At 74.2% G+C, this 21821-nt stretch carries 16 protein-coding genes; 5 read left to right on the top strand and 11 right to left on the bottom strand.

Annotation, left to right across the window (positions count from 1 at the left end; all coding sequences use genetic code 11):
* Positions 1-51: 51 nt before the first annotated feature.
* The 7 genes from AB0N63_RS25615 to AB0N63_RS25645 form a co-directional block, all read right to left on the bottom strand.
* Complete coding sequence (locus AB0N63_RS25615; RefSeq protein ID WP_365531936.1) at positions 52-687, bottom strand: ADP-ribosyltransferase; 636 nt, start codon at positions 685-687, stop codon at positions 52-54.
* Between the two features lie 99 nt (positions 688-786).
* On the bottom strand, positions 787-1998 hold the full coding sequence (locus tag AB0N63_RS25620; RefSeq protein ID WP_365531939.1) for a YncE family protein: 1212 nt from the start codon (positions 1996-1998) through the stop codon (positions 787-789).
* The gene (locus AB0N63_RS25625; protein WP_365531940.1) at positions 1998-2801 is read right to left on the bottom strand and encodes a polysaccharide deacetylase family protein; all 804 of its coding nucleotides are present in this window, start codon (positions 2799-2801) and stop codon (positions 1998-2000) included. Before AB0N63_RS25625 ends, AB0N63_RS25620 begins: the two co-directional genes overlap by 1 nt.
* 164 nt (positions 2802-2965) lie before the next feature.
* A complete protein-coding gene (locus AB0N63_RS25630; RefSeq protein ID WP_365531942.1) occupies positions 2966-3469 on the bottom strand; it encodes an ATP-binding protein in 504 nt (167 codons plus the stop codon).
* Between the two features lie 309 nt (positions 3470-3778).
* Positions 3779-4546, bottom strand: coding sequence for an enoyl-CoA hydratase/isomerase family protein (locus tag AB0N63_RS25635; RefSeq protein WP_365531944.1), 768 nt, complete (start codon positions 4544-4546; stop codon positions 3779-3781).
* 172 nt (positions 4547-4718) lie between these two features.
* Positions 4719-5897 (bottom strand): Ig-like domain-containing protein, encoded by a 1179-nt coding sequence (locus AB0N63_RS25640; protein WP_365531947.1) that lies wholly within the window; start codon positions 5895-5897, stop codon positions 4719-4721.
* A 294-nt stretch (positions 5898-6191) separates the two neighbouring features.
* Entirely contained in the window at positions 6192-7379 is a 1188-nt protein-coding gene (locus AB0N63_RS25645; protein ID WP_365531948.1) for an Ig-like domain-containing protein, read from the bottom strand.
* 789 nt (positions 7380-8168) lie between these two features.
* Here AB0N63_RS25645 and glgX point away from each other — a divergent pair.
* The gene (gene glgX, locus AB0N63_RS25650) at positions 8169-10352 is read left to right on the top strand and encodes a glycogen debranching protein GlgX (protein WP_365531978.1); all 2184 of its coding nucleotides are present in this window, start codon (positions 8169-8171) and stop codon (positions 10350-10352) included.
* Between the two features lie 33 nt (positions 10353-10385).
* On the opposite strand, the gene AB0N63_RS25655 is transcribed toward glgX, so the two are convergent.
* From AB0N63_RS25655 to AB0N63_RS25670, 4 genes are read right to left on the bottom strand one after another with little or no spacing between them, the layout of a single operon-like run.
* Entirely contained in the window at positions 10386-11027 is a 642-nt protein-coding gene (locus AB0N63_RS25655; RefSeq protein WP_365531951.1) for a response regulator transcription factor, read from the bottom strand.
* Positions 11017-12267 carry a sensor histidine kinase gene (locus AB0N63_RS25660; RefSeq protein ID WP_365531953.1) on the bottom strand — a complete coding sequence of 417 codons (1251 nt, stop codon included), beginning with the start codon at positions 12265-12267 and terminating at the stop codon, positions 11017-11019. Before AB0N63_RS25660 ends, AB0N63_RS25655 begins: the two co-directional genes overlap by 11 nt.
* 25 nt (positions 12268-12292) lie before the next feature.
* Positions 12293-13042, bottom strand: a complete 750-nt coding sequence (locus AB0N63_RS25665; RefSeq protein WP_365531956.1) for an ABC transporter permease — start codon at positions 13040-13042, stop codon at positions 12293-12295.
* Positions 13039-13941 (bottom strand): ABC transporter ATP-binding protein, encoded by a 903-nt coding sequence (locus AB0N63_RS25670; protein WP_365531958.1) that lies wholly within the window; start codon positions 13939-13941, stop codon positions 13039-13041. Before AB0N63_RS25670 ends, AB0N63_RS25665 begins: the two co-directional genes overlap by 4 nt.
* A gap of 208 nt (positions 13942-14149) precedes the next feature.
* Here AB0N63_RS25670 and AB0N63_RS25675 point away from each other — a divergent pair, with 208 nt between their 5' ends.
* The 4 genes from AB0N63_RS25675 to AB0N63_RS25690 are packed head-to-tail and all read left to right on the top strand — an operon-like array spanning position 14150 to position 21739.
* Positions 14150-16105 (top strand): ABC transporter ATP-binding protein, encoded by a 1956-nt coding sequence (locus AB0N63_RS25675; RefSeq protein ID WP_365531960.1) that lies wholly within the window; start codon positions 14150-14152, stop codon positions 16103-16105.
* A complete protein-coding gene (locus AB0N63_RS25680) occupies positions 16102-17964 on the top strand; it encodes an ABC transporter ATP-binding protein (protein WP_365531962.1) in 1863 nt (620 codons plus the stop codon). The genes AB0N63_RS25675 and AB0N63_RS25680 overlap by 4 nt, the downstream gene beginning before the upstream one ends.
* A gap of 50 nt (positions 17965-18014) precedes the next feature.
* A complete protein-coding gene (locus AB0N63_RS25685) occupies positions 18015-19766 on the top strand; it encodes an ABC transporter ATP-binding protein (RefSeq protein ID WP_365531964.1) in 1752 nt (583 codons plus the stop codon).
* Between the two features lie 44 nt (positions 19767-19810).
* Positions 19811-21739, top strand: a complete 1929-nt coding sequence (locus tag AB0N63_RS25690) for an ABC transporter ATP-binding protein (protein ID WP_365531980.1) — start codon at positions 19811-19813, stop codon at positions 21737-21739.
* Positions 21740-21821 lie beyond the last annotated feature (82 nt).

Here is a 21821-nt window from a genome sequence, read left to right on the forward strand (position 1 = left end):
GCGGGGCGGGCCGTGCGGGCGGTACGGCCCGGCGGGGGCGCCGGGCGGCTCTCAGTGCCAGGGCTCGTAGTTCGGGTTGCTCTCGCAGCGGCTGAGGATCTCGGTCTTCGTGGCCTTGTCGACCGGGCAGGCGCCGACGACGTACTGCCGGGCGATGCCGCCGGGGAAGGCGACCTCGACCTGGTCGGCCCACTTGTGGGTGTCGCCGATGGTCTTGTTGACGTCCACGCCGCCGGGGGCGTCGATGTAGTAGTTGTACGCCGACTTCCAGGTCTTGTAGAGGTCGTGGTCGTACGTCGTGGAGACGTACGGCGAGGGCTGGTTGACCAGGACGTACTTCTCGATGTCGTACTGGCCGTCCAGCACGTCCCGGGGGAGGAAGCCCTCCTGGAAGATGGTCTCCGGGGCCCGGTTGTCGTTGCGCCACAGGGTGCCGCACGTGGTGCGCCAGGCGGGGTCGGGCGTGATGCGGTCCACGTCCACGCGCCGGTCGGCGGCGGCCTTGACCCTGTCGGCGAACCGCGGGCAGGCGGGCGCGGCGGCGGCCCGCGCGAAGCCGGCCCGGCCGGCGGCCTTCCCGGTCGTGGCGGCGGAGGTCGTGGGAGCGGTGGCGGCCGTGGTCGCGAGGACGGCCGACACGGACAGGACGGCGGCGGCGATCCGCCGCCGCGGACGAGTGGTGATCATGCGCAGCACGATCGCGGTTCCGCGGCGGCGGGCGGTGGACCGTCACCTGATCGGCGGCGTGTCCGGCCGGTGGGTTGCCGCGCCCCGCACCGGGCGGCGTCAGCGGAAGATGCCGGTGTGGCCGAGCGAGTAGCGGCCCGGCTGCGGGTAGACGGCGAGGCCGTGCGGCCCGCTGCCGACCTTGATCCGGGCGAGCTGCTTCCCGCTGCGGGTGTCGATGGCGTACACCTCGGAGTTGTAGCGGCCGGACAGCCACAGCACCTTGCCGTCGGCGGAGACGCCGCCCATGTCGGGGCTGCCGCCCTGGGGCAGGCGCCACTTCTTGGTCAGCTTGTCCTCGGCGAAGTCGAAGACGGAGATGGTGCCCTCGCCCCGGTTGGAGACGTACATCTGGCGGGAGTCGCGGCTGACGTAGAGGCCGTGCGCGCCCTTGCCGGTGGGCAGGAAGCGGGGCTTGGCGAAGGTGTCGCCGTTCAGGATCCACAGCCCGTCGGCCACCATGTCGGCGATGTAGAACGTTCTGCCGTCGGGCGACATCTTCACGTCCTGCGGCATCGCACCGCGCACGTCCAGCTTCTGCTGGCCGACGACCTGCATCTTCGCGGTGTCCACCTTGAGCAGTTCGCCGCTGAACTCGCAGGAGACGATGAAGTAGCGGCCGTTCATGGAGAAGTCGGCGTGGTTGACGCCGCCGCAGGTGACGGGGACGGTCTTGACCCGGTCCATGGTGTGCGCGTCGCGGAAGACGAGCTGGCGGTCCTTGGACGCCATCACCACGGCGTACCTGCCGTCCGGGGTGAAGTACAGGTTGTACGGGTCGTGCACGTCGACGGGCTTGCCCGCCTTGCCGGTCTTCGGGTCGATGGGGGTCAGGGAGTTGCCGAGGTCGTTGTTGACCCACAGCGTCTTCAGGTCCCAGGACGGCACCACGTGCTGGGGCTGGCGGCCGACCGGGATGGTCTCGGTGACCTTGTACGTCTTCGGGTCGATCACCGAGACGGTGTTGGAGTTGGTGTTGGGGACGTAGATCCGGGTCGGGAAGTCCTTGACGGCCTCGGCGAGGCGGCCGGGACGGTCGGCGGCGTAGGCGTCCTTCGGGTCCAGGACGGGCGGCATGCCGGGCAGCGCGTCGGCCTGCCGCCGCCCCGGCTGCTCGGGCCGGGCGGGCGCCTCGCTGCCGAGGGCCTCGTCGGCGTGGTGGGCGGAGTCCGTGCCGCTGCACGCGGGCAGCGCGGCGAGCACGGCGCAGACGGCGCCGGCGATCAGGACCCTCAGGGGACGGGACGCGGGCGTGGGTGGTGTGGGTGGCATCAGCTCAGCAGCTCCGTGGTGGTGACCGCGTGCAGGCCGCGGCGGTCGAGTTCGGCGAGTACGTCGGGGAGGGCGGCGGCCGTGTCGGCGTATCCGAAGTGCAGGCTCACCACGGAGCCGGCCCTGGCCGCCGCCATGACGTTGCGGACGACGGCAGAGGCGCCGGGCCGGGTGTAGTCGAGGGAGTCGACGTCGTAGGAGAGCACGTGCGGGTACCCGGCGTCCCGGGCCAGCCGCTGGACCAGCGGGGAGGCGGTCGGGGCGCGGGAGGGGCGGAACCAGGCGCCGATGGAGCCGGTGAGGCCTTTCAGGCGGTCGGCGCAGCCGGTGATCTCGGCACGGGCGTCTGACTCGGACATGTCGTTGACGGCGAGGTGGCGCTGGGTGTGGTTGCCGAGGTCGTGGCCGCCGTCCAGGATCCGGCGGGCCAGTTCCGGGTGCTCGTCCAGCCAGGTGCCGACGGCGAGCACGGTGAGGCGGGCGCCGTGCTCCTCGGCCGTGGTGAGCAGGGCGCGGGCGATCGCGGGGTCGCCCTGGCCGTGGAAGGTGAGGGCGACGCGGGGGCGGTCGCGGGGGCCGTGGGTGATCTGCGCGCTCTGGTGCGGGAAGGCGCGCGGGGCGGGGGCGGCGGAGCGCGCCGCGGCGGTGGGGGTGGCGGGGGCGCCCGTGGGCGGGGCGTCGGGCGCGGCGGGGTGCGGGGCGGCGCCGGTGGCGGAACACCCGGCCGCGAGCGCGCCCCCGGCGACGAGCCCGGCGCCGGCCCGCAGCACGCCGCGACGATCAGTGGTGGTCACCCGCACCATTTAAGGGGCGAAAGGTAAGAAACGGGCGATTCACACGTGTGGCCACCGGGTGAGCGTCGGTCGGCCGAGGGGGCCGTGGGCGGGGCCGATCGGGTGCCGCACGGGCCTGATCAGGTGTCATGGAGCGCGGTCCGGTGGGATGTCACCACGTCGCCCGCCCCGCGTCAGCGGTCCGCCACACGCATCTCGAACCAGGTGGTCTTGCCGCGCGGCAGCAGGTCCACGCCCCAGCGGTCGGCGAGCTTGTCGACCAGGAACAGGCCCCGGCCGCTGATGTCCAGTTCCTGCACCGGCATCAGGCACGGCAGTCCCCGGGAGGGGTCGCGCACCTCGACGCGGATCCAGCCCCGGCGGCGGCGCAGCCGTAACCCGAACACCCGGGCGCCGGTGTGCCGGACGGCGTTGCCGACGAGTTCGGAGACGAGCAGGACCGCGTCCTCGGTCAGCTTGGGACTCAGTCCCCAGTGGCGCAGGACGACGACCTGGACCAGCCGGCGGGCGGTGGCCGCGGACTCGGGCCGGGACGGCAGCGGAACCTCCGCGTCCGTGGGGTTGCCGTACAACTCCAGCGCGGTCAGCGCCCGTTCGTCCTCGATCGCGGGCGACCAGCGTGCCGCGGACGCGTGCCCCTGTCCCCGCGGCTGTTCCATGCCCTCCAGCCCCGCCATGCCCCCATCATGGCGGCCCGGACCGCGCCGTGTGGCCGTTCCGGTGGAATACGCCCCCCGTACGCCCCCGTCGCCCGGCCCCGCGCCGGCATATGCCCCGAGCCCTTCCGGCACCGGTCCGGCCGTGCCGACCTGCGGGGACGGCACGGCCGGCGGCGAAGAGCCGGCCGCCGCGGCGGGTCGGCCTTGAGATTGCCTTAAGGCTCCCCTAAACCGCCCCTTCGGGGGACACGCGAGCGGACGCCGCGTCAACCGCGTGTGACGCGCGGGGCGTCGGGGAAGCGGCGGGCACCAGGGGAACCACGGGTGTCAGAGGAACTTCGCCTTGCCCGGCCCCTCCTCGACGAAGCTGCGCATCCCGCGCTCGCGGTCCTCGGTGGCGAACAGCCCCGCGAACCAGCTCCGCTCGACGGCGAGGCCGGTCTCCAGGTCGGTCTCCAGACCGCTGTCGATCGCCTCCTTGGCGGCCCGCAGCGCGAGCGCCGGCCCCTTGGCGAGCCGCGCCGCCCAGGCGTGCGCCGCCTCGTACACCTCGGCGGCCGGCACCACGCGGTCCACCAGCCCGAGCGCCAGGGCCTCGTCGGCCTTGACCTGGCGGCCGGTGAAGATGAGGTCCTTGGCCTTGGCGGGCCCGATCAGCCGGGACAGCCGCTGGGTGCCGCCCGCGCCGGGGATCAGGCCGAGCAGGATCTCCGGCTGGCCGAGCTTGGCGTTGTCCCCGGCGATGCGGTAGTCGGCGCACAGCGCCAGCTCGCAGCCGCCGCCGAGCGCGTAGCCGGTGACCGCGGCGACCACCGGCTTGGGGATGCGGGCCACGGCGGTGAAGGAGTCCTGGAGGGCGCGGGCCCGCAGCACCATCGCCGCGTGGTCCATCAGCTGCATCTCCTTGATGTCCGCGCCGGCCGCGAACACCTTCTCGCCGCCGTAGAGCACCACGGCGCGCACGTCCTCGCGGCGGGCGGCCTCCTCGGCCAGTTCCTTGATCCGGTCCTGCGTCGCGACGTCCAGCGCGTTCATGGGCGGGCGGTCCAGGCGCAGCGTGCCGACGCCGTCGGCGACTTCCAGAGTTACGGTCATGGCAAGCAGGTTAACCACCACTAACGGGAACCGGCCCGGTGCGGTCGATCACACCGGGCCGGTTCCCGCGGCGGCCGGGGCGCTCCCCCCGTTCCCGTGGACTCCGGGGCCACACCGTTCCCGAGGGGCACGGGGGACGCTCACGCGTCGGCGGGGCCGCCCCCGCGCGCCGTCACGCCTTCCACTCGCTCCAGGACATGTTCCAGCCGTTGAGGCCGTTGTCCGGGGCGACGGTCTTGTCGTGGGAGTTCTCGACCTCCACCACGTCGCCGATCATCGAGTGGTTGAAGAACCAGGCGGCCGGCACCCCGCCGTCGTAGCCGCCGCGCACGTCGCGCAGGCCGACGCAGCCGTGGCTGGCGTTGTAGTTGCCGAAGGCGTCGCCGCCCCAGTAGTTGCCGTGGATGAAGGTGCCCGAGGTGGTCAGGCGCATGGCGTGCGGGACGTCCTTGATGTCGTACTCGCCGCCGTAGCCGACCGTCTCGCCGTTCATCCGGGTCACCGCGAGCTTCTCGCTGATGACCATGCGGCCGTTCCAGGTGTCGTAGCCGGGCTTGCCGGTGGTGACCGGGAGCGTCTTGACGACCTTGCCGTCGCGCATGACCTTCATCGTGTGCTTCTTGGCGTCCACGACGGACACCTGGTTGCGGCCGATGGTGAAGGAGACGGTCTTGGTCTGCTTGCCGTAGACGCCGGGCCGGCCCTCGACCCCGTCCAGGTCGATCTTGACGGTGACCTTGGTGCCGGCCTTCCAGTACTGCTCGGGCCGGAAGTCGAGGCGGTCGTTGCCGAACCAGTGGCCCTCGACGTCGACGGCCGGCTCGGTCTTGATCTGGATGGCCTTCTCGACGGCGTCCGGATGCGTGATGCCGCGCGTGAAGTTGACGGAGACCGGCATTCCGACGCCGACCGTGGAGCCGTCCTCGGGCGTGAAGTCTCCGACGAACGTGTTCTTCGGCGTCAGCGTGGTGAAGCTGGAGTCCTCGGCGGCCTGGCGGCCGGCGGAGTCCTTGGCGACCGCGTGGACCGTGTACTTGGTCGAGGCCGCGAGGTGGGAGGACGGCGTCCAGGTGGCGCCGCCGCCGGTTATCTCCCCGGATATCTCGGTGCCCTTGGGGTCCTTGACGACGACCTGGGTGAGCTTGCCCTGGCTCGCGGCGACCTTGAGGGCGCCGCTGGTGTCGACGGACTTGGCGCCGTCCTCGGGCGCGATGGTGACGACGGCCTGCGACTGCTTGCTCTGCGCCGTGTCCGCGTCCTTGCCCCCGCTCTTGCCGGACTCCGCGTCCGCGTCCCCTCCGCCGCACGCGGTGACGGCGAGCAGCAGTGCCCCGCAGGACAGTGCGAGCACTCCCCTGCCCGCCCCGCGCCCCGGCCGCCCCCTGCGTCCGCGCGCGTCAACCGACGCCCCCGATATCGGCCGCACGTTCAACGTGACTCCCCTCCCCGGGCCGGTCCGACCCGTGCCCCAGCGCGTCCCACGCGCACATTGGCGCATAGTAACCACAAGGTCAGGGGGCGGGTCGCCGGCCGAATGTCACTGTTCCGTCCCAACTTCGGCAGCCGCCGGAAACCGCTTGTCCGCCGTCGCGCAACCCGGCCGTGCGCGACCACTCGGGGCACGCCTCGGGCGTGCCCCGCCCGGCTACCCGAGTGCGCTGCCCGCCGTCCAGTCGGCCCAGCTCATGTTCCAGCCGCCGAGTCCGTTGCTCGGGGAGACCGTGCGGTCGTCGCTGTTGACGACCTCGACCACGTCGCCGACGAGGCTGCGGTCGAAGAACCAGCCCGCCGGGGTGCCGGAGCTGCCGCCCTTGACGTCCTTCAGCCCGACGCAGCCGTGGCTGACGTTGGTCCGCCCGAACGTGGTCGGCGCCGACCAGTAGTTGCCGTGCAGGAAGGTGCCGGAGTCGGTCAGGCGCATGGCGTGCGGGACGTCGGGGATGTCGTACTCGCCGCCGAAGCCGACCGTGCGGCTGTTCATGCGGGTGACCTCCAGCATCTCCATCACCACCATCTTCCCGTTGTAGGTGGTGGAGTTGGGCGCGCCGGCCGTGACGGGGACGGTGGCCAGCAGTTCGCCGTCGCGGCGCACCTGCATGGTGTGGGCCGCGGCGTCGACCAGGGAGACCTGGCTGCGGCCGACGGTGAAGGAGAACGTCTTGTACTGGAGCCCGTAGACGCCGGGCGCACCCTGCACGTCCCGCAGGCGCAGATCGACGGTGACGCGGGTGCCGGGCCGCCAGTACGCGCGGGGCCGGAAGTCGAGGCGGTCCTTGCCGAACCAGTGCGGGCGGACCTCCACGGGCGGGTCGGCGCTGACCCGGACGGCGCGCTCGACGGCGGCGCGGTCGGCGACCGGGCGGCTGAAGGACAGGGAGACGATCATCCCGGTGCCGACGACGGAGCGGTTCTCGGGGGTGACGTAGCCGATGAAGCGCTCGGCGGGGACGTAGGTCGTGAAGGTGGTGTGCCGGGCGGCGCGGTGCCCGTCCTCGTCCACGGCGACCGCGTCCACGGTGTACTTGGCGGCGAGGGCGAGCCGGTCGTCGTCGGGCTGCCAGGTGCGGCCGTCGCGGGAGAGGCGGCCGGGCACCGGGGTGTCCTGCGCGTCCTGCGCCTTGACGACCCTGACGGACTGGAGGCGCCCGCCGGCCACCCGCACCCGCAGCCTGGTCCCCGGGCGGACGTCCTTGCTGCCGTCGGCCGGGGCGACGCGGACCACGTCCTCGGGCGCGGGGGGCTTGCCGAAGACCCGGCCGAGCGACTCCGGGCCGCCCGCGGTGCAGCCGGCGGCCCCGGCCAGTAGTCCTGCCCATGCCAGTACGGCGGCCATCACGGCCCTCGCGCGCCGTGCGCGCCGTTGTACGTGCCTCACGGGCTGCCCAACGACCGGCCCGCTCCCGGGAAACGTGAGTGCGACCCCGCCTCTGGGCAGAACAGTGGGGAGGAGCACGCGCCGGGGAGCCGCGCCCGGGGGACAAGCCGCAGGAGCGGACCGGAGCCGAACGAGCCGCAGCAGCCGAAAAAAGGGGCCGACCAGGTGTCGAGCGCAGCCGAGCAGGAGGCGGTGGCGAGCGGGCGCGCCACCGCGAAGGGGCCGACGACCGACGCCGGGTCGACGACCGGCGCCCGTCAGCCGCCCGACGCCGACCACCCGGCCGAGGACGGCCCGCCGCCCGATGCCGGTCGCCCGGACGCCTCCGGGTCGGTGCCCGCGGACGGGTCCGCGACCGAGGACGGGGAGCCGGCCGGGAACGGCCGGGTGCCCACGGGCAGACAGGCCACGGAGGACGGCGGGCCGGGCGGGCGCGCGACCGAGGACGGCCGGCCGGGCGGCAACGGGCGGGTGCCCCGCGACAGACAGACGCCCGAGGACGGGCGGCCGGGCGAGCGCGGCCCCACGGGCGGCGACCCCGGACACAGCCCCGAGAACGCACGGCCGGACAGGCGGGCCGCCGGGCAGGCGCGGCCCGCCGAGGACGGGCATGGTCTCGGGGGCGGCGGTCACGCGCAGCCCGCCGAGGACCGGCACCGCCTCGCGGGCGGCGGCCGTGGGCGGTCGGACACGAACGGGCGCGCCGGCCGCCGCGCCGTCGTGGCTCCCGCGTCCGCCGCCGTCGCCGTGGCCGGAGGGCGGCGCGTCGCCCCGGCGGCGCCGCCCGTGCCCGTGTGGCCGGGGGCGTCCACGCCGCTGGGCGCCCGGTTCCGGATCGGACCGGACGGGGTCGCGGGCACCAACTTCGCGCTGTGGGCCGGCGGCGCGGAGGCGGTCGAGCTGTGCCTGTTCGACGAGGCCGGCAAGGAGACCCGCACCCGGCTGACCGAACTGACGCACGAGATATGGCACGGCTTCGTGCCGGGCGTGCTGCCGGGGCAGCGCTACGGCTACCGGGTGCACGGCCGCTGGGACCCGTGGACCGGCGCCCGCTGGAACCCGGCCAAGCTGCTCCTCGACCCGTACGCGCGCGCGGTGGACGGCGCGTTCCGGCTGCCGCCCGAGGTCTACGGGCACGTCCGCGACTGGCCGGACCAGCACGTCGCCGACACGGTGCGCGACGACCGCGACTCGGCGCCGTACGTGCCCAAGGGCGTCGTCGTGCACGATGACGACGACTGGTCGGACGACCGCCGCCCCAAGACGCCGTGGGCGGACTCGGTCATCTACGAGCTGCACGTGCGCGGCTTCACCATGCGCCACCCCGGCATCCCCGAGGAGCTGCGGGGGACGTACGCCGGGCTCGCCCACCCGGCCGCGATCGAGCACCTGACGCGGCTCGGCGTGACGGCGGTGGAACTGCTGCCGGTGCACCAGTTCGCCCACGAGGACCACCTGCTCAGGCGCGGCCTGCGCAACCACTGGGGCTACAACTCCATCGGCTACTTCGCCCCGCACGCCGCCTACGCGGCCGCCGGCACCGCCGGACAGCAGGTGGGCGAGTTCAAGCGGATGGTGCGGGCGCTGCACGCGGCCGGCATCGAGGTCGTCCTCGACGTGGTCTACAACCACACCGCGGAGGCCGGCGAGTACGGCCCGACGCTGTCCCTGAAAGGCATCGACAACCAGCGCTACTACCGCCTCCAGGCCGACGCCCGCCGCTACGCCGACTACACCGGCTGCGGCAACACCCTGCACGTCGTCCAGCCGCACGTGCTGCGCCTGATCACCGACTCGTTGCGCTACTGGGTGACCGAGATGGGCGTGGACGGCTTCCGGTTCGACCTGGCAGCCGCGCTGGCCCGCTCCATGCACGACGTGGACATGCTCTCCCCGTTCCTCGCGGTGATCGCCCAGGACCCGGTGCTGCGCCGGGTCAAGCTGATCGCCGAGCCGTGGGACGTGGGCGCGGGCGGCTACCAGGTGGGCGCGTTCCCGCCGCTGTGGGCGGAGTGGAACGACCGCTACCGCGACGCCGTACGGGACTTCTGGCGGCACGCGCTGCCGGACGTGCGGGAGATGGGCTACCGGCTGTCCGGCTCCAGCGACCTGTACGCCTGGGGCGGCCGGCGGCCGTACGCCTCCGTCAACTTCGTCACCGCGCACGACGGTTTCACCCTGCGCGACCTGGTCAGCTACGACCGCAAGCACAACGAGGCCAACGGCGAGGGCAACCGGGACGGCACCGACGACAACCGGTCCTGGAACTGCGGCGCGGAGGGCGAGACCGCCGACGAGGGGATACGGGCGCTGCGCCGCCGCCAGCTGCGCAACCTGCTCACCACGCTGCTGCTGTCCACGGGGGTGCCGATGCTGGTGGCCGGCGACGAGATGGGCCGTACCCAGCACGGGAACAACAACGCCTACTGCCAGGACAACGAGACCGGCTGGCTGGACTGGTCCCTGCTGGACGATCCCGGGTGGCGGGCGCTGTTCGACCTGACGGCCCGGCTGATCGGGCTGCGCCGCCGCCATCCGGTGCTGCGGCGCCGGGCGTTCTTCTCGGGCAGCGCCCACTCGTCGGACGGGCTGCGCGACCTGGCGTGGTTCACCGCGCGCGGGGCGGAGATGACCGAGGAGGACTGGTACGCCCCGGCGGCCACCCTCGGCATGTATCTGTCGGGGCGGGACATCCCGGGCCGCGACGAGCGGGGCGCGCCGGTGCTGGACGAGAGCTTCCTGGCCGTCCTGCACGCCGGGGACCGCCCGGTCGGCTTCGTCCTGCCGGGGGCTCCGTGGGCGGAGCGCTACGAGGTGGTGGTGGACACCTCGCTGGAGGAGCAGGCCGAGGCGCCGGGCGTCGTGCACCGGGCGGGCGCCTCGATCACGGTGCCGGCCCGCTCGGTGCTGCTGCTGCGGGTGGCCGGCTGACCTCGGGCGGCACGCACCCGCCGGGCCTGGGGCTCAGCCGAGGATGCCCCGGTCGTAGGCGACCGCCACCGCCGCCGCCCGGTCGTTGACGCCGAGCTTGGCGTACAGGTGGGTGAGGTGGGTCTTCACGGTGGCCTCGCTGATGAACAGTTCGCGGGCGATCTCCCGGTTGGAGGTGCCGCGGGCGACCAGGACCAGCACCTCGCGCTCGCGGGCCGACAGCGGCTCGTTGCCGGGGGCCGGGGCGCGGACGGCGGAGACCAGCCGGGAGGCCACGGCCGGGGAGAGGACCGTACGGCCCTCGGCGGCGGCGCGCACGGCGGTGAACAGCTCGTCGCGCGGGGCGTCCTTCAGGAGGTAGCCGGTCGCGCCCGCCTCGATGGCCGGCAGGGTGTCGGAGTCGGTGTCGTACGTCGTCAGGACCAGCACCCTCGCGCGGGCGCCGCGCCGGGTCAGCTCGCGGATCGCGTCCACGCCCGCGCCGCCCGGCATCCGCAGGTCCATCAGGATCACGTCCGGGTCGAGCGCCGCGGCCTTCGCGACGGCCTCCACGCCGTCGGCGGCCTCGGCGAGGACGGTGAAGCCGGGCGCGGACTCGAACATGCCGCGCAGACCGTCCCGCACCACGGGATGGTCGTCGACGATCAGCAGGGAGACGGTCGTGTCATCGGTCATGGCGCACCAACGGTACGCGAGCGGAGACCGCCGTTCCCTGCCCCGGCTCCGACTCGACGGTCACCGACCCGGCGATGCGCTCGGCTCGGGCGCGCATTCCGGCCAGACCGAAGCCGCCGGCGCGGGTGCGGGCGGGCACGGCGGCCGGGTCGAAGCCCGCGCCGTCGTCGCGGATGTCGAGGATCACCTCGTCGCCCAGGTAGGACAGGGTGACCCCGACCCGGGCGGCGCGGGCGTGCCGGGCGGCGTTGGACAGGGCCTCCTGCGCGATGCGCAGCAGCGTGGCGGACACCTCGTCGTGGAGCTGCTCGGCGGTGCCGGTGACGGTGAAGTCGGCGCGTACTCCGGTGCGCTCGCCCCACGCGGCGACCGTGGACTTCAGCGCCTCGGGCAGTCCGGTGTCCTCCAGTTCGACGGGGGCGAGGTTGTGCACCGAGCGGCGGGCCTCGCCGAGGCTGTGCCGGGCGAGGACCGAGGCCCGCTCCAGATGGGTGCGGGCGGTGGTCAGATCGGGGGCGCCCGAGACGACCTGGAGCTGGGCGATGATCCCGGTCAGCCCCTGGGCGAGGGTGTCGTGGATCTCGGCGGCCAGCCGCCGCCGCTCGTCGGCGACCCCGGCCTCGCGGGCCTGGACGAGGAGCTGTGCGTGCAGGGCCGCGTTCTCGTCCAGGGCCTGCTGGAGGGCCGTGTTGGTGCGTTCCAGCTCGGCGATGGTCTCGGCCTGGGCGACGGCACGGCGCTGCTCCTGGTCGGCGAAGCGCGTGAACAGCGAGACGATGGCGATGTTGACGCCGAGCACCACGACGAAGCCGGACCAGGCGACCGTGCCGCGGGGCGGCATACCGCCGATCTCGCTGCCCGCCATGGTGACGGCGGTCAGGCCCAGACCGGGCAGCACCAGGCGGCGGGGCAGTTGCACGGTGGCCGTGTAGTAGCCGATGACGGCGTAGAAGGCGAAGAAGGGGTTGAGCCAGGTGAGGACGAATCCGAACGCCCAGCGCAGGAAGTAGAGGCAGACGGACGCGCGGCCCCGCGGCGGCCGGTGACGCAGCGCCCACGGCCGTCCCAGCTCCAGCGCCAGGGCCGCGGCCACCAGGGCGGCGGACAGGTACATCTCGCTCCCGGACATGCCGACCACGCCGGCCGAACCGGCCGCCGTCAGCACCCCCACGGCCAGCAGTCCGTACGGTCCCCAGGCGGCGAAGCCGACCCGCAGCGGCGCCCACTCGGCGTTCGTCATGGACCCAGTGTCCGGCACGGCCGGTTCACTCCCAGCGGAACCAGCGCGCGGCCCCGGCGGTGAGCAGCACCGTCCAGGCGGCGAGCACGCCGAGGTGGGTCCAGCCCGGCCAGTCGCCCCCGGCGGCCTGGCCGAGTGCCTGCGCGGCGGCCCCGAAGGGCGTGCAGCCGACGATCCGGGCCATCAGGTGGGGCATGGCCTGCACCGGCACCCACAGGCCCGCGCAGAACATCATCGGGAAGAGCACCGCGCTGCCGACCGCGCCCGCGATCTTCGTGGTGCGCGACAGCGCGGAGACCACCGAGCCCAGCGCGAGGGCGGCCAGCACCGCCAGCACCAGGGCGACGGCGTACCCGAAGGGCCGCTCGGGCAGCCGCACGTGGAAGGCGAGCCGGCCGACGAGCAGGGCGAGCAGCGCGGAGACCAGGGCCGCGCCCGCGAAGACCACCATGTGGGCGGTGAGCAGGGCGATGGGCCTGACCGGGGTGGTGGACATCCGGCGCAGGATGCCGCGCTCGCGGTAGCCGGTGAGGACCTGCGGCATGCCCTGGAGCCCGCCGAGGATCATGCCGAGCAGCACGGTGATCGGTACGTACGTGTCGACGAGCCTCAGGCCGCCGAGCGAGTCGTCGGGATCCCGGAAGGACGGGATGGAGCCGAGGATCACCAGCAGCAGGGTCGGGAAGAGCAGGATCCAGAAGATCGCGCCCGGCTCGCGGCCGAAGAGGCGGATCTCGGTGCGCAGCACGGCGCCGTCGACGACCGGGGTGTTCATGCGGCGGCCTCCGTGAGGTCCAGGAACGCGTCGTCGAGCGTGGCGTCGCTGACGCGGAGCTGTCGGGCGGTGACGTGGTGGCGGGCGAGGAGGGTGATCACGGCGTTGACGGTGGCGTCGGTGCCCGAGAGCGTGACCCGCCCGTCCTTGTACGCCACCGAGGCCACCTCCGGCAGCGCGTTCAGGTCGTGTCCGTCCAGCGGCGCGGACGGCGTGAAGCTGATCACGGTGGCCCCGGCCGAGCGGCGGATCAGGCCCTGCGGGGTGTCCAGCGCGGCGATCCTGCCCTTGTCGATGACCGCGATCCGGTCGCACAGCCGCTGCGCCTCCTCCATGAAGTGCGTGACCAGCAGCACGGTGACCCCGCCGGCGCGGACGTCCTCGATCAGCTGCCAGGTGTCGCGTCGGGCGCGCGGGTCGAGTCCGGTGGTCAGCTCGTCCAGGACGACGACCCGGGGGTTACCGATGAGGGCGAGCGCGATGAACAGGCGCTGCTGCTGCCCGCCGGACAGCTTGCCGAAGCGGGTGGTCAGCCTGTCGGTCAGACCGAGGCGTTCGGCGAGGGGCCGCCAGTCCGCCGGGTGCGGGTAGAAGGAGGCGTACAGCTCCAGTGCCTCGCGGACGGTGAGCTTGGACTGGAGCTCGCTCTGCTGGAGCTGGGCGCCGAGGACACGGGCCACCTGCTCGTGGTCGGCGACCGGGTCCAGGCCGGTCACCCGGACCCGGCCCGCGTCGGGGACGCGCAGCCCTTCGACGCACTCCACGGTGGTGGTCTTCCCGGCTCCGTTCGGCCCCAGGACGCCGAAGATCTCGCCCTCCTCGACGGAGAACGAGACGCCGTCCACGACGGCCCGGCCGTCGTACGACTTGCGCAGTTCGCTGACTTCGATGACTGACATGGCCCCAGAATCCCGGCGCGCACCCCGCCCGCACATCGCCCGACGCGCTCGAAGCGGCATCAGCCGATCGGTTGATGCCGCGCTACGACGGGACCGGGCGAACCCTCCCCCGGACGGCCGAACGCGCAGGTCGTAGGACCAGGGACGGACCACGGTCCGGCCAAAACTCGGTGGGCGATGTCAGTGCCGATCCGTACGCTCGCTCCTGATGCCCACGACACCCACTCCCGCCGGGGAGACCACCGAGGAAGGCGCCGGGGACACCCCCGCGAGCGCCGGACAGCGCCCTGCGGACGCCGGACAGCGCCCCGGCGGCGACGCCCACGCCGGCCGCTCGGCCGTGCGGGCCCTGCTGCGCCTGTGGCCGTACGTGCGCCCGGTGCGCGCCCGGCTGGCCGTCGCCGCGGCCGTCGCGATCGTCGCCTCCTGTGTGGGGCTGGTGATCCCGCTGGTCCTGAAGTGGCTGGTGGACGGGCCGGTCGCCGACCGGGACACCGGGGGCGTCTGGCTCGGCGCGCTGTGCGTGCTGGTGCTGGGTCTCGCCGAGGCGGTGCTGTTCGGGCTGCGGCGGTGGCTGGTGGCCCGGCCGCTGTCGCGGGTCGAGGCGGACATGCGGGCGGCCCTCTACCGGCACCTGCAGCGCCTCCCGGTCGCCTTCCACGATCGGTGGGCCTCGGGCCAGTTGCTCTCGCGCGGCACCACCGACCTGATGCTGCTGCGCATGTTCCTCGCCTTCCCACTGACCTTCCTGCTGGTCAACAGCGTGACCATCCTGGTGGGCCTGGCGATCATGCTGGTCCAGGACTGGACGCTGGGGCTGGTGATGCTGGCACCGGCCGTGCCGCTGATCGCGCTCAGCGCGTACTTCGAGAAGCGGTACGCGCATGTGGCGCGGCTCGCGCAGGACCAGGTCGGCGATCTGACGACGGTGGTGGAGGAGAGCGTCCTCGGCATCCGCGTCATCAAGGGGTTCGGCCGGCACCGCAGCCAGGCGCGGGCGTTCCGCGAGCTGTCGAAGACCCTGCGCGGCACGGAGCTGGGCAAGGCGCGGCTGCTGGCGACGATCTGGGCCGTCATCATGGCGCTGCCCGAGGTGGCCATCGGGGCGACGCTGGTGGTGGGCGCGACGCGGGTGGCCGACGACGCGCTGTCGGCGGGGACGCTGGTCGCGTTCCTGTCCACGGCGCTGGCGCTGCGGTGGCCGGTGGAGTCGATCGGCTTCCTCCTGGCGATGAGCCAGGAGGCGGCGACGGCCACGGAACGGTACTTCGAGGTGATGGACGCGGAGCCGGAGGAACCGGCGGTTCCTGGTGACCGCGGGTCGACGGCGTCGGGCACCGGGGCAGGCGCGACGGCCCGCAGGACGACCGGGCCGGCCGGCCGCGGCGTCACCGAGCGCGGGCTGCGGTTCGAGAACGTCCGCTTCCGTTACCCCGACGCGAGTCCCGACTCCCCACCCCTCCTCGACGGAGTCGACCTGCACGTCCGCCCCGGCGAATCCGTCGCCCTCGTCGGCGCGACCGGCAGCGGCAAGACCACCCTCACCGCCCTCGTCCCCCGCCTGCACGAGATCACCTCCGGCCGCATCACCCTCGACGGCGAGGACATCACCGCCATGGACCGCGACCGCCTGCGCTCCCTGGTCGCCGTCGCCTTCGAGGAACCCACCCTGTTCTCGGCCAGCGTCGGCGAGAACGTCCTGATGGGCGCCCCGCACACCGCGGGCGCGGCCGACCTGGACCGCGCCCTCGCCGTCGCGCAGGCCGACTTCGCGCACGCGCTCCCGCAGGGCACCGGCACCCAGGTCGGCGAGCAGGGCCTGAGCCTGTCCGGCGGCCAGCGCCAGCGCCTCGCCCTGGCCCGCGCGGTCGTCGGCCGCCCCCGCTTCCTCGTCCTGGACGACCCGCTGTCCGCCCTGGACGTGCACACGGAGGCCGCCGTGGAGGCCGCGCTGCGCCGGGTCCTCGCCGACACCACCGCCCTGATCGTGGCGCACCGCCCCTCCACGGTGCTGCTGGCCGACCGCGTCGCCCTTCTCTCCGGCGGCCGGATCGCCGCCGTCGGCACCCACCAGGAACTCCTGCGCACCCACCCCGAGTACGCCCATCTGATGGCGGGCGGCACGACGCCGTCCGAGCCGACCGAGGAGGACCAGGACCGATGACGGCTTCCACCGCGCCCGTCCCCGCCGCCGAGGACGAGACGGACGAACCGCCGCGCCCGAAGGACTCCGGCGACCCCTTCGACCGGGACGTCCTGCCCACTCCCCCGGGCGCCACGGCCGCGCTGCTGCGTTCGCTGCTCGCCCCGATGAAGTCCCGCGTCGCCGGGACGACGCTCCTGCTGCTGCTCCAGCAGGCGGCGGCGCAGGCGGGCCCGCTGCTGGTGGCGTACGCGATCGACACCGCCGTACCGGCGCTGCGCGCGCACGAGAACGGGCCGCTGATCGCGGTGGCCGTCGGCTATCTGCTGTGCGCGCTGGCCTCCGGCGCGTTCCAGTGGGCGTTCATCGTGGGCGCGGCCCGGGTGAACCAGGACGTGCTGCTGGATCTGCGCGGCCGGATCTTCCGGCACGCCCAGGCGCTGAGCGTCGACTTCCACGAGCGCTACACCTCGGGCCGGCTCATCTCGCGTTCCACCACGGACGTGGAGTCGCTGCGGGAGCTGCTGAGCGAGGGGCTCCAGGAGCTGATCACGGTCGTCCTGTCGTTCGTCTACATCTCGGCGATGCTGCTGTGGCTGGACCTCGGCATCGGCGCGGTCGCGGTGGCCTCGTTCGTGCCGCTGTACGTGCTGGTGCGGCTCTACCAGCGGCGCGCGGTCAGGGTGTACGGGGAGCGGTCCACGGCGATCGCCGCCGTGATCGTGAAGTTCGTGGAGACGATGAACGGCATCCGGCCGGTGCGGGCGTTCCGGCGCGAGGCCGTCAACGACGCCGACTTCGCGGTCCTCAACCGCCGTCACGAACGCGCCAACGGCGACGCGCTGCTGGAGATGGCCCGCTATGTGGTCGGCTCCCGGCTGGTGGCGAACACGGCGGTCGCGGCGATGGTGCTGTGGGGCGCGTACCGGGTGACGGACGGTTCGCTGGAGCTGGGCGTGCTGGCGGCGGCGGTGCTGTACCTGCGGCGGCTGTACGACCCGATCGACCGCCTCGGCATGTTCCTCAACTCCTACCAGTCGGCGGCCGCGTCCCTGGAGAAGATCGCGGGCCTGCTGGCGCAGACGCCGTCGGTGCCGGAGCCGTCCGCGCCGCGTTCGCTGCCCCCGCTCACGTCCGGACTGCCGGGCCGTGAGGTGGTGTTCGACGCGGTCGGCTTCGGGTACCGCACCGGCGGCGAGGTGCTGCCCCGGTTCGACCTGACCCTTCCGGCCGGGCAGACCGTCGCCGTGGTCGGCTCCACCGGCGCCGGCAAGTCCACCCTGGCCAAGCTGCTGGCCCGCTTCTACGACCCCACCGCCGGGCGGGTGCTGCTGGACGGCGTGGACCTGCGCGAGCTGGCCCTGCCCGAACTGCGGCGCGGGGTGGTGATGGTGACCCAGGAGGCGTTCCTGTTCTCGGGCACGGTCGCCGACAACATCGCCATCGGCCGAACGGAGGCGAGCCGCACGGAGATCGAGGCCGCCGCGAAGGCGATCGGCGCCCATGACTTCATCAGCGCCCTGCCCGACGGCTACGACACGGACGTCCGCAAGCGCGGCGGCCGCATCTCGGCCGGGCAGCGCCAACTGGTCGCGTTCGCAAGGGCGTTGCTTGCGGATCCGGCCGTACTGATCCTCGACGAGGCGACCAGCTCGCTGGACGTACCGGGCGAGCAGGCGGTGCAGCGCGCGATGGCCACGGTGCTGCGGGGCCGTACGGCGGTGGTGATCGCGCACCGGCTGTCCACCGTGGAGATCGCCGACCGGGTGCTGGTGATGGAGCGCGGCCGGATCGTGGAGGACGGCCGCCCGGCCGAACTGATCGCCGGGACGGGCCGCTTCGCCGCACTGCACCGGGCCTGGCGCGACAGTCTCGCCTGAGCGGCGGACGGCGGAATGCGGACGGCGCTACGGCGGGGATCGGGGGAAGCGTGATCGACGCGTACGAGGACCCGGGGACGCCGGACCGGCGCGGCGGGTGGCACTACCTGGCGTGGCTGGCGCTGCGCCAGCCGGGCCGCTCGGTGGCCGGAGCGGTCCTGGCGAGCACATGGATGGTGCTGCTGGCGACGACGCCGTACCTGATGGCGCGGGCGGTGGACGACGGACTCCAGCGCGGCGACACGGCGGCGCTGGCCGGCTGGACGGCCGCGCTGGTGGTGGTCGGCGCGGTCAACTCCTGGGTGTCCATCATGCGGCACCGCACGATGACCCGGGTGCGGATGGACGCCAACTTCCGCACGGTCAAGGTGGTCGTGGACCACGTGGCGCGGCTCGGCGCGGCGCTGCCGCGCCGGGTGGGGGCCGGTGAGGTCGTCACGATCGGCGTGGGCGACGTGCAGACCGTCAGCAGGGCGCTCACCGTCATCGGGCCGGGCGTCGGCTCGGTCGTCGTGTACGTGGTGGTGGCGGGGCTGCTGCTGGCGGTCTCGCCGGTGCTGGCGGTGGTGGTGCTGCTGGGGCTGCCGTTGATCGCGGTACTGGTCGGGCCGCTGATGCGGCGGTTGCAGGGCGCCGAGGGCGAGTACCGGGAGCGGCAGGGCGTGCTGACCGCCCGGATCGGCGACCTCGCGGGCGGGCTGCGCGTCCTCAACGGCTTGGGCGGCAAGGACCTGTTCGCGGACGCCTTCCGCCGGGACTCGCAGCGGCTGCGCGCACAGGGCTACCGGGTCGGCGCGGTCACCAGCTGGATGCAGGCGCTCGGGGTGGGCCTGCCGACGCTGTTCCTCGCGGTGGTGACCTGGCTGGCCGCCCGGCTGGCCGCCCGGGGCGAGCTGACCGTGGGCGAGCTGGTGTCGGTGTACGGCTGGACCGCGGTCCTGGTCGGCCCGGTGGCCTTCCTGGTGGAGATGGGCTACGACCTCAGCCGCGGCGTGGTGGCCGCCCGCCGGGTCGTACGGCTGCTGCGGGTGGAGCCGGAGGCGGACACCGGCGTCCTCGACGGGCCGGCCGAACCGTCCGTGCTGCACGATCCGGACTCGGGCGTGCGGGTGCCGCCGGGGCGGCTGACGGCGCTGGTGTGCGCCCGCCCGGCGGACGCGGCGGCGGTCGTGGACCGGCTCGGCCGGTACGAGCCGTCCGACGTCACCTGGGGCGGACGGCGCCTGGACGAGATCCGGCTGCGCGAGGTGCGCGCACGCGTCCTGGTCGCGGACAACGAGGCCGACCTGTTCGCGGGCGCCCTGCGGGAACTGCTGTCGGGGCGGGCGGACCACACGGAGGCGGAGATCGTGCGGGCGCTGCACGCGGCCGTCGCCGAGGACGTCGTACGCGGCCTGCCGGACGGGCTGGACTCGCCGGTGGCCGCGCAGGGGCGCAGCCTGTCGGGCGGTCAGCGGCAACGGGTGCGGCTGGCGCGGGCGCTGCTGGCCGACCCGGAGGTGCTCCTGGCGGTCGAGCCGACCTCGGCGCTCGACGCGCACACCGAGGCGGCCGTCGCCGACCGGCTGTACGCGGCCCGGGCCGGCCGTACGACGCTGGTGACCACCACCTCGCCGCTGGTCCTGGACCGCGCCGACCTCGTGCACCACCTGGTCGACGGCAAGGTCACGGCGAGCGGCGCACACCGCGACCTGCTCGCCCGCGACCCGGCCTACCGGGACCTGGTGGCCCGGGACACCGAGACGCACGGCGCCGGGGCACGGCCCGGCGAGGCGCCGGACACACGAGAGGCGGTCCGGTGACGGGGAAGGGCGGGAAGCGGGGGCCGGGCGGTGACAGCGGCGGCCTGGCGCAGGGACGGTTGCCGGTCGCCGGGGTCCGGGAGGTGCGGCGGGCCGCGGGGCGGCTGGTGCGGGCCGACGGGCGGGCCTTCACCGCCGTCCTGCTGCTGAACGTGCTCGCCGCCGGGGCGGGCCTGGCCGGGCCGTGGCTGCTGGGCCGGATCGTCGACCACGTCCGGGCGGGCGGCGGCACGGACGGCGTGGACCGGATGGCGCTCGCCATCCTCATGTGCGCGCTGGCCCAGTTGCTGCTGGCCCGCTACGCCCGCTACCTGGGCCACCGGTTCGGCGAACGCACCCTCGCCCGGGTGCGGGAGGAGTTCGTGGACCGGGCGCTGGCGCTGCCCGCCTCGGTCGTGGAGCGGGCCGGCACCGGCGACCTCACCACGCGCGGCACCGCCGACGTGTCGACCGTCGGCACCACCCTGCGCGACGCGGGGCCCGAGCTGCTGGTGTGCGGGATGCAGGCGCTCGCCGTGCTGGTCGCGGTGTTCGTGATCGACCCGCTGCTGGGAGCCGTCGGCGTGCTGACGCTGACACCGATCTGGCTGGCGCTGCGCTGGTACCTGCGCCGGGCGCGGACCGCCTACCTCGCCGAGGGCGCGGCCACCTCCGAAGTCGCGGAGATCCTCGCGGCGACGGCCGCCGGGGCCCGTACGGTGGAGGCGTTCGGGCTGGCCGGGCGGCGGGTCACGGCGAGCCGGCACGCGCTGGACGAGGCCCGCCGCACCCGGCTGCACACCCTGTTCCTGCGCAGTGTGTTCTTCCCGGCGGTGGACGTGTCCTACGCCCTCCCGGTGGCCGGGGTACTGCTGCTGGGCGGGTTCCTGCACGCGCGGGGCGCGGTGTCCCTGGGCGCGGTGGTGGCCGCCGCCCTGTATCTGCGGCAGTTGACCGAGCCGTTGGACCAGATCCTGATGCAGGTGGAGCAACTCCAGAGCAGCGGGGCCTCGTTCGCCCGCGTGGAGGGCGTGGCCCGCGCGCTGCCGTCGGCCGGGGCGGCCGGTTCGCCCGTCCCGGCGGACGACCGGATCGACGTGGTGGGGGCGCGCTACGCCTACGAGCGCGGCGGCGAGGTGCTGGCCGGGGTCGATCTGACGGTGCGGCCCGGGGAACGGCTCGCCGTGGTGGGGCCGTCCGGCGCGGGCAAGACCACGCTGAGCCGGCTCCTGGCGGGCGTGGACGCGCCGACCGCGGGGTCGGTGACGGTGGGCGGCGTGCCGATCGCGGACCTGGAACCCGAGCGGCTGCGCCGCCAGGTCGTCCTCGTCACCCAGGAGCACCACGTCTTCCTGGGCACGGTCCGCGACAATCTTCGCATCGCCGAACCGGCCGCCTCCGACGCGCAGTTGTGGGCGGCGCTGGCCGCCGTGGGCGCGGACGGGTGGGTACGGGAGCTGGAGTCCGGTCTGGACACCGAGCTGGGGGCGGAGGGCGGCCGTACGGACGGCTCGCGGGCGCAGCAACTGGCGCTGGCGCGGGTGGTGCTGGCCGATCCGCACACGCTCGTCCTGGACGAGGCGACGGCGCTGCTGGACCCGGCGACGGCCCGCCACACCGAACGCGCCCTGGCCGCCGTGCTCAAGGGCCGCACGGTCATCGCCGTCGCCCACCGCCTGCACACCGCCCACGACGCGGACCGGGTGGCAGTCATGGAGTCCGGCCGCCTGACCGAACTCGGCACCCACGAGGAACTGGTGGCGGCCGACGGCGCGTACGCGGCGCTGTGGCGCACGTGGCACGGGGACGACGGAGACTCCGCCGGAGGCGATGGGGGCCGCCCGGCCGGGGGCGGTGCGAGTCCGGCCGGGAGCGCTGCCGATTCGGCCGGGAGCGCTCCCGGCCCGGTCCGAAGCGGTGGCGACTCGGCCGGAAGCGGGGCCGTTTCGGCCAGGGAGGGCGCCGCTTCCTCCGGGGGCCCCGCCGGGAGCTGAGCGGGTGGTCAGGCGGGGTGTGAGCGGCGGTCCCGCCGGGCGGCTTCGCCGAGCCCGGCCCCGAAGGCGAGAGGCCGACGAC

It is taken from the genome of Streptomyces sp. NPDC093260 (assembly GCF_040683715.1).
GTDB classification, from domain to species: domain Bacteria; phylum Actinomycetota; class Actinomycetes; order Streptomycetales; family Streptomycetaceae; genus Streptomyces; species Streptomyces sennicomposti.

Coding starts and splice junctions, on each gene's coding strand:
- AB0N63_RS25645 (WP_365531948.1), bottom strand. CDS start 7,379: ATGGCCGCCGTACTGGCATGGGCAGGACTACTGGCCGGGGCCGCCGGC.
- AB0N63_RS25620 (WP_365531939.1), bottom strand. CDS start 1,998: ATGCCACCCACACCACCCACGCCCGCGTCCCGTCCCCTGAGGGTCCTG.
- AB0N63_RS25675 (WP_365531960.1), top strand. CDS start 14,150: ATGCCCACGACACCCACTCCCGCCGGGGAGACCACCGAGGAAGGCGCC.
- AB0N63_RS25680 (WP_365531962.1), top strand. CDS start 16,102: ATGACGGCTTCCACCGCGCCCGTCCCCGCCGCCGAGGACGAGACGGAC.
- AB0N63_RS25670 (WP_365531958.1), bottom strand. CDS start 13,941: ATGTCAGTCATCGAAGTCAGCGAACTGCGCAAGTCGTACGACGGCCGG.
- AB0N63_RS25630 (WP_365531942.1), bottom strand. CDS start 3,469: ATGGCGGGGCTGGAGGGCATGGAACAGCCGCGGGGACAGGGGCACGCG.
- AB0N63_RS25660 (WP_365531953.1), bottom strand. CDS start 12,267: ATGACGAACGCCGAGTGGGCGCCGCTGCGGGTCGGCTTCGCCGCCTGG.
- AB0N63_RS25625 (WP_365531940.1), bottom strand. CDS start 2,801: ATGGTGCGGGTGACCACCACTGATCGTCGCGGCGTGCTGCGGGCCGGC.
- AB0N63_RS25635 (WP_365531944.1), bottom strand. CDS start 4,546: ATGACCGTAACTCTGGAAGTCGCCGACGGCGTCGGCACGCTGCGCCTG.
- AB0N63_RS25655 (WP_365531951.1), bottom strand. CDS start 11,027: ATGACCGATGACACGACCGTCTCCCTGCTGATCGTCGACGACCATCCC.
- AB0N63_RS25615 (WP_365531936.1), bottom strand. CDS start 687: ATGATCACCACTCGTCCGCGGCGGCGGATCGCCGCCGCCGTCCTGTCC.
- AB0N63_RS25665 (WP_365531956.1), bottom strand. CDS start 13,042: ATGAACACCCCGGTCGTCGACGGCGCCGTGCTGCGCACCGAGATCCGC.